This window comes from Actinomyces vulturis (assembly GCF_001687305.1).
Classification (GTDB): domain Bacteria; phylum Actinomycetota; class Actinomycetes; order Actinomycetales; family Actinomycetaceae; genus Actinomyces; species Actinomyces vulturis.
Genome location: NZ_KV700385.1, coordinates 1 through 14,724 on the forward strand (window position 1 = coordinate 1; position 14,724 = coordinate 14,724).

Annotated in this window: 8 protein-coding genes; 3 read left to right on the forward strand and 5 right to left on the reverse strand. The window is 55.0% G+C overall.

All coding sequences use genetic code 11. From position 1 onward, the window contains the following. Nucleotides 1-480: 480 nt before the first annotated feature. The 4 genes from A9753_RS00005 to gatC form a co-directional block, all read right to left on the reverse strand. On the reverse strand, nt 481-1,884 hold the full coding sequence (locus tag A9753_RS00005) for an NAD(P)-dependent malic enzyme (protein WP_067778403.1): 1,404 nt from the start codon (nt 1,882-1,884) through the stop codon (nt 481-483). Between the two features lie 299 nt (nt 1,885-2,183). Continuing rightward, a complete protein-coding gene (gene gatB, locus A9753_RS00010) occupies nt 2,184-3,680 on the reverse strand; it encodes an Asp-tRNA(Asn)/Glu-tRNA(Gln) amidotransferase subunit GatB (protein WP_067778408.1) in 1,497 nt (498 codons plus the stop codon). Beyond that, on the reverse strand, nt 3,681-5,204 hold the full coding sequence (gatA, locus tag A9753_RS00015; RefSeq protein WP_067778411.1) for an Asp-tRNA(Asn)/Glu-tRNA(Gln) amidotransferase subunit GatA: 1,524 nt from the start codon (nt 5,202-5,204) through the stop codon (nt 3,681-3,683). It abuts the gene before it with no gap. A 2-nt stretch (nt 5,205-5,206) separates the two neighbouring features. Further along, on the reverse strand, nt 5,207-5,503 hold the full coding sequence (gatC, locus tag A9753_RS00020) for an Asp-tRNA(Asn)/Glu-tRNA(Gln) amidotransferase subunit GatC (RefSeq protein WP_067778414.1): 297 nt from the start codon (nt 5,501-5,503) through the stop codon (nt 5,207-5,209). 176 nt (nt 5,504-5,679) lie between these two features. Here gatC and A9753_RS00025 point away from each other — a divergent pair, with 176 nt between their 5' ends. Beyond that, complete coding sequence (locus A9753_RS00025) at nt 5,680-7,200, forward strand: L,D-transpeptidase family protein (RefSeq protein ID WP_245637314.1); 1,521 nt, start codon at nt 5,680-5,682, stop codon at nt 7,198-7,200. 304 nt (nt 7,201-7,504) lie between these two features. On the opposite strand, the gene ligA is transcribed toward A9753_RS00025, so the two are convergent. Continuing rightward, complete coding sequence (ligA, locus tag A9753_RS00030) at nt 7,505-10,402, reverse strand: NAD-dependent DNA ligase LigA (RefSeq protein WP_083090149.1); 2,898 nt, start codon at nt 10,400-10,402, stop codon at nt 7,505-7,507. 1,004 nt (nt 10,403-11,406) lie between these two features. On the opposite strand from ligA, the gene A9753_RS00035 reads away from it, so the two are divergent. Continuing rightward, a complete protein-coding gene (locus A9753_RS00035) occupies nt 11,407-14,250 on the forward strand; it encodes an FtsK/SpoIIIE domain-containing protein (protein WP_067778417.1) in 2,844 nt (947 codons plus the stop codon). Between the two features lie 204 nt (nt 14,251-14,454). After that, nucleotides 14,455-14,703 (forward strand): WhiB family transcriptional regulator, encoded by a 249-nt coding sequence (locus A9753_RS00040; protein WP_067778419.1) that lies wholly within the window; start codon nt 14,455-14,457, stop codon nt 14,701-14,703. Nucleotides 14,704-14,724: the final 21 nt, after the last annotated feature.

The window sequence follows — 14,724 nt, forward strand, 5'->3', positions numbered from 1 at the left end:
AATAAACACACACAACAACAAGTCATGCATGCTCATGGCATAAATAAACTTGACACACTATCGAGTTCTCAAACAACATGCCCACCGACCGTTTCACAAGAGTCTCAACTCTTGCTTCCCCGCCGGAAGCAACCCGATAATCTTATTCAGATCCGCTCGTTAATGTCAACTTCAGGACTTGCGTTCTGACTCACATTGGAGCGTTTCTTTTTAATTATCGGCGGTGCGTTTCGCGGCTGTTTTTTCCTCAGCCCCTTGGCGCAACGGGGTATAACTTAACTGCATCCAACACCCCCCTGTCAAACTAAAATCTGGTGACCCCAAACACAGTTTTAGGATCACCAGATTTTCGTTGAAATCATGCGATTCAGCGGCAGGTACACACCACCCATAACCGAAATACATTCACCCACTAGTCATGTGGCATGAACGTCCAGCAATTCATCAGGCGTGCGAGATAGCCACTCAATCACCAGCAAATCATTCAGTAACTTCCTGCCGAGCTGCATTCATATGACGAACAGCATCTGCCACTGCCTTAGCAACACGAGTATCGAAGGCACCGGGAATAATGTAAACGGGACTCAGTTCCTCATCTTCAATCACGGAGGCAATACCCACGGCAGCCGCACGGAGCAAATCTACGGAGATATCAGAAATGCCCTCATCAAGTAGTCCACGGAAGAGGCCGGGGAATGCCAGAACATTGTTGATCTGGTTCGGGTAATCCGAACGGCCAGTAGCGACGACAGCCGCATGCTCGGCAGCGCCAGTCGGATCCACTTCGGGGGTGGGGTTAGCCATAGCAAAGACGATGGCCTTGTCATTCATGACAGCAAGATCTTCAGGCTCAAGAATGTTGCCAGAAGAAACGCCGATGAATACGTCAGCGCCCTTGAGGCCTTCCTTGAGGCTACCAGTAACCTGACGGGGGTTAGTATGCTCAGCCAGCCACTTGCGGTGAGGATTCATCCCCTCAGTATCCGTAGCACTAAGCGCTCCGGTACGACCGTAACCTACAATGTCACGAGCGCCGTGAGCCATCAAAAGCTTAGCGATAGCAGAACCTGCGGCACCCACACCTGACAAGACAATACGTACGTCTTCAATTTTCTTGTCAACGACTTTCAGCGCATTAATAAGAGCAGCAAGGGTCACGATAGCGGTACCGTGCTGATCGTCATGGAAGACGGGGATGTCAAGTTCTTCGCGTAAACGCGCTTCAATGTCGAAGCACTTTGGTGCGGCAATGTCCTCAAGATTGATGCCACCGTATGCAGGAGCGATGGCCTTGCAAATAGCGATGATTTCCTCAGGATCCTTAGTATCCAGAGCCACAGGCCACGCGTCCACATCACCGAACTGCTTAAAGAGAACGGCCTTACCTTCCATCACAGGCATAGCTGCTGCGGGGCCGATGTCACCCAGACCAAGAACAGCGGTACCGTCAGTTACCACGGCAACAGTGTTCTTCTTAATGGTGAGCATACGAGCACGCTCTGGATGGTCATAAATAGCCTTACATACGCGAGCTACACCGGGGGTGTAGACACGAGAGAGGTCACGACGGTTATGGATAGGAGTGCGTGCGTTGACCTCAATCTTGCCACCGACGTGTGCAAGGAAAGTGGAGTCACCAACGTTGAGAACGGTCACGCCGTCCTGCTTGCTCAGTTCGTCAACCAGTTCACGGCGGTGAACAGAGTCGCGGACGTCAACGGTCAAGTCCACAACGAGGCTGTCACCAACAGGGTCAGCAACGTCCACGCCAGTGACTACGGCACCCTGAGCTGAAGCGGTGGACACCAACTTCGCCACAGCGGCTTGGCTTGCGGGAACTTCCAGATGGAGAGCAACGGTGTAACTGGGGCTAGGTTGTGCCATAGCAATTCCTTGGGTCGACATTGATCACGGCGCTGGGCGCCTGGAATGGGTCTCCGATGAGATAGCACTATTATGCTCACTTTTGCCTAATAAGCGCTACTGACGATCACAATTAGTCACTTTCGATCAAAAAGGTGGGCCGACGCCGAAAATACAATCCGACATCGGCCCACCTTCAGCGGACTGTCTCACTTCCGTCTATTCATTCTTCTTAACCACTCTCACACGGCGTCTTCCCGAAAAAACTGAAGGGAAACGCCACACGAGGCAAGAGGAAATGCGAACAAAACAGCACTGATTTAGCCCTGGACGCGCTCCATGATGAGTTCACGCACACGTTTGGCATCTGCTTGACCACGAGTGGCCTTCATAACGGCACCCACAATCGCGCCAGCAGCGGCCACCTTCCCACCACGGATCTTTTCAGCCACATCAGGCTGAGCAGCAAGGGCCTCATCAACAGCAGCAATCAGTGCACCATCATCATTAACAACCTCAAGTCCGCGATCCTGGGCGACCTTTTCGGGGTCACCTTCGCCGGCGAGAACACCTTCGAGGACCTGGCGAGCCATCTTGTCCGTCAGTTTGCCGTTGTCAACCATGGACTGGAGCTGGGCAATCTGAACGGCGGTGACGGGCAGGTCTTCGAGTGCGCACTCCTGCTCCTTGGCGGTGCGGGAGAGTTCACCCATCCACCACTTACGAGCGGCCTGGCCACTGATACCTGCGGCGGCGGATGCCTCGATGAGTTCAAGTGCGCCGGCGTTGACCACGTCGCGCATTTCGTCATCGCTCAACCCCCATTCAGCCTTAAGCCGGCGGCGCTTGGCCACAGGCATTTCAGGAAGGCTAGCGCGAATTTCCTCAACCCATTCGCGGCTGGGGGCCACAGGAACCAGGTCAGGTTCGGGGAAGTAACGGTAATCGTCGGCGTCAGACTTCACGCGGCCAGGTCGAGTGGTGCCATCAGCCTGTCCGTGGCGAGTTTCCTGCAGAACCTCTCCCCCATCGCTGAGGATCTGGGCCTGGCGGCAAATTTCATAACGGATGGCCTGTTCGATGCCCTTGAATGTGTTGACGTTCTTGGTCTCAGTACGAGTACCCAGAGGTGACTCAGGGGTGGGTCGCAGGGAGACGTTCACGTCAGCACGCACGTTGCCACGTTCCATGCGGGCTTCACTCACGCCGATGGCGCGGAAGATGTCACGCAGGGTGCGAACGTAGGCGGCTGCTACCTCGGGTGCTCGTTCACCGGCGCCCTCGATGGGCTTGGTGACGATTTCGACGAGGGGAACACCAGCGCGGTTGTAATCCACGAGGGAGTACTGTGCACCTTCGATACGGCCGTCGGCGCCACCGATGTGGGTGTTCTTGCCGGCGTCCTCTTCCATGTGAGCGCGCTCGATGGGCACGCGGAAGATTTCACCGTCATCGAGTTCTACATCAAGGTAGCCGTCGTAGGCGATGGGCTCGTCGAACTGGCTAGTCTGGAAGTCCTTGGCCAGGTCGGGATAGAAGTAGTTCTTGCGAGCAAAGCGGCACGATTCTGCAATCGAGCAGTTCAACGCCAGACCAATCCGGATGGCATATTCAACACCCTTGCGGTTAACCACAGGCATAGCACCGGGCAGCCCCACAGACGTTGGGGTGGTCATGGAGTTGGGGGCCGCACCGAAAACATTCGGCGCAGCGTCGAACATCTTCGTGGCAGTACCCAGTTCGACGTGAACCTCAAGGCCCAGGACCGGGTCGAACTTAGCAACTGCTTCGTCGTAATCCATCACTGGAACACTCATTTACTTCTCCTCCAATGCGGGAGCCTTGGCCAGCAGCGGGCCTCCCCAAACGTCTTGAGTCAGCATGGATTCCAGGACTCCACCCACACGGTAGAGACGATCGTCGCAGCGCTGAGGTGCGAGAATCTGGAAGCCGACTGGCAGGCCATCGTCGCTCAGGCCGCTGGGCAGGCTCATACCAGGAACGCCAGCGAGGTTCGCGGGGATAGTGGTGACGTCGAGTTTATACATGGCCAGCGGATCATCCTTTTCGCCGAAGCGGAAAGCGGTCACAGGGCTAGTGGGGCTGACGAGTACATCGCAACGTTCGAAAGCTGCAGCAAAGTCACGCTGGATGAGGGTACGAACCTTCAGAGCGCTGCCGTAGTAAGCATCGTAGTATCCGGCACTTAGAGCGTGGGTTCCCAGAATGATGCGACGCTTAACCTCATCACCGAAGCCAGCGCCACGGGTAGCGGCCATCACGCGCTCAGCGGTCACTGGACCAGATTCAGGCTCCACGCGTAAGCCGTAACGCATACCGTCATAGCGGGCGAGGTTCGAGGAAACCTCGGCAGGCATGATGAGGTAGTAGGCATCCAGTGCATACTCAAGATGAGGCATTTCGACGCGATCAATAGTGGCGCCGGCCTTCTCGAGCAGTTCAAGGGTGGAGTGGAAAGACTTCACCACGCCTGCCTGGTAACCATCACCACCATCGAGCTGATCAATGACGCCCACGCGTACACCAGTCAGATCCATCCCCTGCTGTGCATGACGAACGACGTCAGCCATACCGCGAGGAGCATCGGATAGTGAGGTGGAATCGAGGTGGTCATAAGAAGCGATCACGTCGTGGAGAAGGGCAGTATCCAGGACGGTGCGAGCCATGGGGCCTGGAGTGTCTAGGGAGGATGCCATGGCGATCACACCAAAGCGGGAGACAGTGCCATAGGTGGGCTTAACGCCCACGGTGCCGGTCACAGCTGCGGGCTGGCGGATGGAACCACCGGTGTCAGTACCAATAGCCAGAGGAGCTTCCCACGCAGCCAGTGCAGCTGCAGAACCGCCGGAGGAACCGCCGGGAATACGTCCCAGGTCCCAGGGGTTGGCGGTACGCCCGAAAGCGGAGTGCTCAGTGGATCCACCCATAGCAAATTCGTCAAGGTTGGTCTTACCCACGATGGGCAGGCCGGCCTGGCGAAGGTTAGTGGTCAAGGTGGCGTCATAGGGAGGCTCCCAGCCTTCAAGCATTTTAGATGCTGCGGTGGTAGCCAGGCCACGGGTGCAGATGAGGTCCTTAACTGCGACAGGCACCCCGGTGAGTTCATGAGGGGCTTTTCCCTGGGCACGAAGTTCATCAGCGGCGTCTGCAGCAGCAAGGGCACCTTCGGGGTCGCGAGCCAAGAATGCACCAATAGTGCCGTCCACGGCGTCGATACGATCCAGATGAGCCTGAGTCAGTTCGCGAGAGGAGACTTCACCGGTAGCCAGAAGGCGGGCCTGCTCAGCGGCGTCGGAAAAAATGATTTGATCGGTAGCCATACTCACTCCTCCCCCAAGATCTGAGGAACCAGGAACATGCCATCTTCATTGGCAGGTGCGCCTGCGAGAAGTTCGTCAACATCAAGGGTTTGTCCGGGGACGTCCTCACGCATGACGTTAGTTAATGGAACCGGGTGGGATGTTGCAGGCACGTCGGGCGTGGCAACAGCATTAATACGGGCGAAAGAAGAAGCGATACCGTCAAGTTCGGTGGCCAGACGTTCGATCTCTTCATCCGTTAATGCCACGCGAGCCAGGGCTGCGACGCGGGCAACCTCATCTGTGGAAATAGTGGACATGGGCTGAGTCTATAAGCACCAAGGCATCAATGTGCACATAGCAGGGCGAATAGGCCTTTGGTCAGGCAACTCACATCAATTACCACGAGGTTTAATGCTAATTACCCTTTAGCACCCGTGTGATAACCGATAGGATTCTTACAATTTTGCATTTTCTCTGTCCGATTGGAGCACGCGTGCCCGAGGAAAAAGACCTGCAGCGTTCAGTTCCCAATGAACTGGCCGCATCCACCCAGGAACTTGCCGACGCCCTCAACGAACCCGAGCGCCGCAAGAAGTGGCCCTGGTTGGTCGGTGCCTTAGTGGTCATCCTTCTAGGCGTGAGTGCCGGTGGCGCCGCCTATGCCTCGCACTACGCTGATCGTGCACTTCCCGGCACCTCAGTCGCTGGCATTGACGTCTCTGGAAAAACCAAAGAACAAATCGCTGACACCATCACCAAGAAAGCAGACGAAGTGACAGTCACCATCAACGGTGATGTCTCCGCTACCCCGACACTCAGTGACCTTGGGGCTCACGTCGATGCTGATGCCACTGCAACATCCGCACTAAGCATCAACTCCTCCATATGGAATCGCTTCACCGCACTATTTAGTAAGCGCGATATCCCTACCTCATTTACCATCGACGAGCAAAAGTTCACCACGTACTTAGATGACCTGATCCCCGCTGACGTTCAGCAATCCAAAAACGCCACCGTGGTTCTCGATGACGAAGGTACTGCCTTCACCATCACCCCCTCTGTGACCGGTAAGTCTCTTAACGACGCCACAGTCTCTAAGGCCTTAGAGGAGGCGACCCAAACTCTGAAATCCCAGTCCATCACTCTGGATTACATCGACGCGCCCCCACGCGTGTCCGATGAGCAAGCTCAGGAAGTGGCTAACCAGGCTAATGCTCGTATTCATCAGGACGTGGTGCTAAGCAAGCCTGATTCAGACATGCACTTCTCCCCCGATGCTGAAGTCAAGGCCTCCTGGCTCACCATCACAAACCAGGGTGGAAACACTCAGAACGCCGACAATACTGCTCTGCCTACTGTCACCGTCGATGAAGCCAAAGTTGCCCAGTGGGTTACCGCCCAAGCAGAAGAGGCCAAAACGGAGCCCATCACTGGACAGCGCCGTGTGCTACAAAACGGCACCGTCGTGGCTACACCCGTTGAAGCCGAAGACGGCGCTGAGGTAAACAACGCCAACGAAATCGCCCAGGCTCTTACCCAGGCGCTAAACGACAACAAGCCCTATGAGGCCACCTTCACCATGACCCCTATCACTGCTGAGTGGAAAGAAAAGGTCATTGCTGACGGAGCACAGAATCTCGCTTATCCTGCAGCCCCTGGTGAAAAATGGATCGATATTAACCTCACCGCCAAAACCATCACCGCCTATGAAGGCGCCACCGTGGTTCGCGGCCCTGAAGCCATGGTCGATGGCAGCGCAGAACACCCCACCGTCACCGGCCTGTTCTCTGTGTATTTAAAGTACGAGTCCCAGACCATGCGTGGTGAGGACTACGAGACTCCCGGAGTGCCGTGGATTAGTTACTTCCACCTGGGCTACGCCATTCACGGTGCCCCGTGGCGTTCATCTTTCGGTTATTCCGGTTCTCACGGTTGCGTGAACCTTCCCGTTGACAGTGCTCACTGGTACTACAACTGGGATGAGATCGGCACCCCGGTCATGGTTCATTACTAGACCACCATTTTTCTCTCTCCCGATGCCGCACTCGTCAGTTCTCACGGCTTCCCATCTCACAGAGGTACTTGGATCCGTTGACAATGTGTTGGAGCCCAACCTATAAGTTAGCGGCGCTGATGATTGGGAAGCAGAAGATGTAACAAATAGGTGAGGGGCGCAGCATCATGATGCTGCGCCCCTCACCTATTTGTTTACGCGTTATCTCATCACATATCCGCCTAACAAAGTGTTTGCAAAGCAAGCGAAGTTATGGAGAGTTAACTTAAAGCCCACAAGTGATTTGTCGTGAACTAAACTCTGCCTACTTTAAGGCGGGGATATCGACTGCATCGAAGCCACCATCAAGGATTGTCAGGAATGTAGACTCATCAATAATGGGCAGGCCCAATTCACGGGCCTTGGTCTCCTTGGATCCAGCACCAGGCCCAGCCACCACGAAAGAAGTCTTCTTCGAGACACTGCCTGCAGCTTTTCCTCCACGAGAGACGATGGCTTCCTTAGCCTCATCACGTTTCAGCGCTTCAAGAGAACCAGTGACCACGATGGTCAGGCCATCAAAAATCTGCTCAACGCTCTGGGGTTGTTTTTCTTCCATGCGCACGCCGGCCTTACGCCAGGATTCAATAATGTCACGATGCCAGGGGATGGAAAGCCACCGGCGTAATGAGGAGGCAATGGTGGGTCCCACTCCCTCAACGTCAGCCAGTTGTTCCTCAGTGGCTTCGATAATGGCGTCCATGGAGCCGAAAGTGGCCGCCAGCGCACGTGCAGCGGTAGGTCCAACGTGGCGGATAGACAGGGCCACAATGACTCGCCACAGTTCACGGCTCTTAGCCTGCTCAAGTTGCTCAAGCATCATACGAGCGGACTTCGAGATAATCTCCCCATCGGCGTCTGGTCCGTTAAGTTGGGCCATAGTTGAGAAATAAGGGATAAAACGCCAATGTCCCGTAGGGATCATGTCACGATTGTTGGGAGCTTTTCGCTGTTCGGGGCGCCAGACCCACACGGTTGCGAGGTCGTCAGCGGTGAGATCGAAAAGTCGTGATTCGCTGGCCAGCAAGGCCGAACGTTCTTGTCCCACTACCGTCTCCACGAGTGTGCGTGCAGCCTGTCGTAATTCCTCCACCTCACAATGAGGGATAACAGGATGCATGATCGGTTCAGCAGGGTTACTCAGTGCCACGTCATGACAAGCCAGCAATTCCTCATCCAGGTGATGAAGGTCAGAACCAACGCGCAGTGTATATCCGGCCGCTAGTGCTTCAATAGCTTCGCTGCGACCAAGGGAGGGCTGAGCGAGTGCTGCGGCGGATTCATCACCCAAACCCTCGATGTCCAGTGCGGAACGTGAACCAATGTAGGCCAAACGTTCTGTGATTTGGGCGGGACATGACTGGCGGTTGGGGCAGCGCAGGTCCACGTCTCCCTCTTTACCTGGTGCCAGGATGGAGGCGCAGGAAGGGCACCGTGTAGGCATAGTCCAGTCACGTTCGTCACCAGTACGTGCACTGAGAACCGGGCCAACAATTTCGGGGATCACGTCACCAGCTTTACGCAGGACCACCATGTCTCCAAGTTTGACGCCCTTACGTGCCACTTCTTGGGCGTTATGCAAAGTTGCGCGGGAGACGGTTGAGCCGGCCACCACGATGGGTTCCATGATCCCGAATGGGGTAACGCGGCCAGTACGTCCCACTTGAACATCGATAGCGAGCAGGCGTGTATGAACCTCTTCAGGCGGGTATTTATAGGCTACAGCCCAACGGGGAACACGGGAGGTGTAGCCAAGTTGGTCCTGGAGTTGCCGGTCTTCAACTTTGAAAACAATGCCATCAATTTCATGAACCAGATCATGACGGCGCTCGGCGTATCGCTGGATATACGATTCACGAGCCTCGCGTCCAGCAAGCATTTCGGTATATTCGGCAACAGGCAAACCCCAGTCGCGCAGTTGGTGATACCACTCCATCTGAGTGGTGGGACGCTGGATAGGTTCAGAGTCCACGACAGCGCCCACACCGTGAGCCACCATAGACAGCGGACGTGTGGCTGTTATCGCCGGATCCTTTTGACGCAATGAGCCAGCTGCAGCATTACGAGGGTTAGCAAAAATTTGCTCTAGCGTCATAGTGGGCTCAAGCGGCAACGTTTTTTCAAGTTTTTCTGTGGGCAGGATGTCCTTGAGCGGGAGAAGTTCCTGCTGTTCACTGGGGGCGAGTGTCGCATTTGCTTCCTGGCGACGTGCGTTTTCTTCGCGGGCTTGAGCGTTATATTTCTTGCGTTCAGCGTTCTCTTTTTTAATCTCGCTGTTGGCTTTACGACGCTGAGCATTGATGGCTTTGACCAAGGCATTATGGGCTCGGCGTTCTGCGTTGACGGCTTCTGCTTGAGCATTGATGGCCAGGCGTTCGGCATTGATCCGCTCGCGCTCAGCATTGAGGGCTGCAAACTGGCTGACGGGGAAATAGATTTCCCCACGCACTTCCAGTAGGGCGGGGTGGTTGTCTCCGGCCAGAACACGAGGAATTGCATCGATGGTCAGAACGTTAGCGGTCACGTCTTCACCGATTTGTCCATCACCACGAGTAGCGCCTCGCGTGAGAATACCATTGATGTAAGTGAGATTAACGGCTACGCCATCCACCTTGACCTCAGCACTCATGGGCAGGTCATCGGTGGTGCCCACGTCGTTACGGACGCGGGCTGCCCACTGTTCCAATTCGTCCAGTGAGAAGACGTCTTGGAGGGAGTACATACGTTCGGCGTGCGTGACAGCCTCAAACTCGGTGGTGATTGGAGAACCCACAGTGCGTGAAGGAGAGGTCGGGACCGCAAGTGCAGGATAACGCTCTTCGAGATCGAGCAGTTGGTGGAAATAGCGGTCATACTCAGCGTCTGAGTAAGGGCTTTGTTCTTGCGTGGAGGAGTAGTAGGCGACACGGGCACGCTCGACGATGCGGACCAGTTCACTCCACTGTTCGCGTACTTCTTGGGGGACGTCACTGACCGTGATCGAGGAGTGTGCGGACGATGAGGACTGATTAGCGCTGAGCTGGTCGCTGCTGGGCTGTTCTACGGCGGATTGACCGACCTGTTGCTCCAGTGTCTCGGCAGACTGAGCATCGTGCGTGTCATCCAGGTCAAGGTCGAATAAAGATGGTGCCTGGTCGGTGGAGTCGTTACGACGTGAAGCCATGGTCCTAGTCTGTCACGAACCGCTGTGCCCGTTTCCCACACGGTGGCGTACTCGGGAGTTTTGCACAGTTCTTTTTCGACGCCGCGTGACACCGTAATCCACCCGCCACAGTTGATCCTATGACCACTCCTCTGATCTCTGCGGACGCACCACGCCTGTATCTCCAGGTCATTGGTGGCAAGAATGATGGCGTACTAATTGCGCTACGCGGGCGGCAAACTGTGGGGCGCTCTGAGATGGGTGGAGACGTAAGCATCTCCCGGCAGCATCTTGTCGTGAGTCCCCATGGCGATTGGGTGAGTATTCGCCGTATAAATAGCACTGCTCCGGTGGGATTAGTTCGCTCTGGGCACGCCTGGTGGCCGCTCACCAAGGCCTTAAGCCATGTGCGACGCACATCCGCATCTCCTTCAATGCGCATGGTAGTGGGGCAATCATTTCCTCTTGGGCCGCGTGTGTGTTCGTGGCGTTTGGCGATGTTGATCAAACACATGTGGAGCCTCGTTCTACCCCGGCATGTTGTCATTTCTTTCCTTAATGAGCGCCCAGTTCGTTGTTATCCCGGTGACCTTGTGGTGCTTGGCCCGGTGTTACTCCGGGTCGAGAGAATAGAGGTGTTCTCTCCTCCGCGTCGCCGTTTATTTCCTTGGGGAAAGGCTCTCCTCCCCCTGCTACCCGTGGCTGCTATGGGTGCATTCATGACTGTGCGGGGGCATTTCCCATTGATGCTATTCATGGTGCTGCCAATGCTTTTGAGGCTGTTTCTCCGTTCTTCACGCAGGGGAAGGAACCGTCGCTCATCTTCTTGGCGCAGTTCAGCAACTCCACCGTCTGTCCCCGTTGTGTTGCGCGCTCTCAACGAACGAAGTAGCGAAAGAACAGTGGGGCGAGAAAATGGACGAGCATCGCGCCATGCTGGCAGCAAGGAAAGGCAAAACGAAATACTCTCTGCATGGGCCTGTCCCCCACGTGATGTGCTGTTAGCTTGGTTAGTCGATCAACAAATGTCTGCTTTCAATACCATGCAGTGGTGCGTATTCGGCCACCAGAAGTATCGCCGAATCATTCAACAAGTATTCCAGGTTTTTCCTTCTCGACGTTTTCCTTCCCTCCGCCAATCACGCGTAGCCACTGTGAAAGACGGCGAACATCTCACTTTCACCACCCGATACGGAGCGTTCTGGTGGATGGCACAGGTAAGCGCCCTTTACGATGCTCACTGTGTAGGTGATCCTTCTGGAAACGAGTTTCGTGTCCGGTGGGGAGAGATACCTGCCCAAAAGAAAAAGACAAGCCCCTTATCGGAGGGCGAAGAATACCGATATGAAGCATCAATCAATATCGAAGGAGGTGGCATAACAGCCTGTCAGCACCACCACCGTGCGCGTATTCGCAAATTCGAACAGTGGTTAACAACGCGACCATGGTGGACTGCACTCATCAACGCCGCCATTTCTCAACCATCTGGAGAACTTGCCTTACTCTCCAGGACAAACTCCTCGCTGAGTTTTCAAAACATTCCCCAGAGTGTCGATGGACAGGAATTACTACCTCCCCCGCGTCCGCACTACATCCAACGCGCCTGGAACAAGTCCGATTCGCTATCGCTGTCATTCATTCTTGGTCGTAATAACGCTGGCCGAGATGTTCCCCTCGATCTAGTAGCCCATGGCCCTCATGCCTTAATCGCTGGCACTACAGGCTCAGGAAAATCTGAGCTCCTCACCTCGTGGATTCTTCAACTCACCCACCGCTACAGTCCAGAGCACCTCAGTCTGGTTCTAGTTGATTACAAAGGTGGTGCCACTTGTGAGGTGTTTTCATCACTCCCCCACGTTGCCGGAGTTCTTACTGATTTAGATCCGCAAGCATCTCACCGAGCCTTAGCATCCTTAGAGGCAGAACTTGCCTCCCGCGAGCGCCGAGTTGCTCACTACGGGGCACGGTCTATTGATGATCTCCCGGACAATGTACGTCCACCACGCCTGCTTATTATCATCGATGAATTCGCGGTTCTTGTTCGTGAGCATGCGGATATTCTTGATTCTTTGGTACGTCTGGGAGCGCAGGGTCGTAGTCTCGGAGTTCATCTGGTTTTCTCCACGCAGCGCCCCCAAGGACAGATGTCTTTGGCCATTCGGACCAATGTGGCAATACGCGTATGCTTGCGTGTTCATGATGTGGCAGATGGGCGGGATGTAGTTGATGATTCAGTCCCTGCAGAATTCCCCACTATTCCTGGCCGATTGGCCTGTCGCTATGACGGCGGTGCTTTGGTTGTACTCCAAAGCCCATGGATGGGTCAGCGACACGTTGTAGAATCACGAGTTCGCCTCATAAGCGCTGCATGGTCCAATAAAACGAGTGACCGCAACAGCGCAACTAGGCATGACGAGGTGCTTTTGCGGAGCGAAGAAAACGGAGATTTCACAAGAGCTCGGATATGGAAGCCGTGGGCTGATCCTCTACCTCATTCGATCACACAACAAGAGGCGGTGTGCTTTCTTACTTGGGCTAATCCACCGCAAATTTCCGATAAGTCACCGCTGAGCACCGATTTCCCTGGGGGCAATCCACCAGGTATTGCCCACAAGTCATCACACAGTACAACCACATATCACAATGGCAACGAACATCTCACTCGCCGAAGAACATCGAAGAGGAACAATGCCCAGTGCTCACTTCCACTGCTTCTCACAGATTTTCCTGATGAACAGCGCCTCTCATCGTGGAGTTGGGACAGCAACTCCGAGTTAGGAATTTTCGGCGCACCTCGAAGCGGAGTTACTACGGCATTGCTCAGTGCAGCAGGCAGTGCACTTGCTAGTGGACGCGTTATTCACACAATCGGCTTGGAGGAAGATGTTTCTTCTGCCCTCGCTACTCATCCTGGCGTAGGAACAACAGCGTCGCTAGAGGAGACCATGACCTGCATCCACCTCTTGCGTGCTGCTCTTTCTGGAGATCTTTGTGACGACGTTGTGGTTGTGGATCGTTGCGACGAACTGATTCGCCAGGTAGATCGTGTCCTTGGTCCTGGCGAAGGCATTTCACTGATGACACAACTTCTCCTTGCTGCGCATCGCAAAGACATCTCCCTGCTCTTCACAGGAACCTTGCAAACAATGAATGCGCGGTGGACTCAGAACATCACGCAGCGAATTATTCTCGGGCTCACTGATCCTCGTGATAGTGCCTTAGCGGGCTTACCGCGCTGGTGCGTAGGTGATGGCAAGGCGGGACGAGGCATTCTTCGTATCGGCGCAGCGACTATCGCATGCCAAGTCTGCCTTCCCGTTCTCCCCCCTCCATCCTTTTTCACCCCTGCTCGCAAGCCACTTCGTTTTCTTCCTCTTCCTGATACCGTCATGCTGCCTCATCTTCCCGATGGGCATTGGGGTCTTCAAGCACCGTGTAATCAGCCACTATCTGCCCCTTCCCATGGGCACGTCATCATCGCCGGACCGCCGTGCTCGGGGAAAAGCACTGCTCTCCTTACTTTCACCTCTGCGATGAGCACACAGAAAGATGACATTCTTGCCATTGATGACATAGATCAAGAATCTCATGAGGTTCAGCAGTCACTTGAGCGGCATGTACGCAAAGGTGGACGGGCGATCGTGACAATGTCGATTCACTCCGCTGCCATGATGAACCGCGGGGCTCTCGCTCTCATGCGTCACCGTGCGCTTATCGTGATTCTGTCTCCTAGCCTTCCACAAGCTTCTATGGTGGCTGGTTGTGAGATGCGAGGATTCTTCGATCCTGCACTCGCTACACTCCCGGGACGCGGGGTGATGGTAGAACGTGGTCGAGTATGTGAAATTCAGGTAGGTAAAGGCCCTTAGGTCCCAAAACTTACGAGAGAAAATGGCGGAATAACACCGTGTGATCAGAACCACCGCGATTCTGACTCACGTCACGTCTGTTACCTCTTGCCCCACTGCCGTCGCCATGTGAAGGTTAGTAACAGGACTTGGTCACGCTTCTAACGCCCCGCGTTCACCTGCGTGGCCATTCATCGTTACCAGGCATTCATGAAAGGAGGCCACATGGATTGGCGTAGTCGTGCAGCCTGCCTGACCGTGGACCCAGAACTCTTCTTCCCCGTGGGCAACACCGGCCCTGCAATTGCTCAGATTGCTAAGGCAAAGGAAGTTTGTGCACGCTGTGAGGTTCAAGAGGTTTGCCTCAAGTGGGCTCTTGAAAACGGACAGGATGCTGGTGTGTGGGGTGGAATGAGCGAAGAGGAGCGACGTTCCCTTAAACGTCGCGCAGCCCGCGCTCGCCGTTCTTCCTGATCACCGGGTCAAGATACGTAA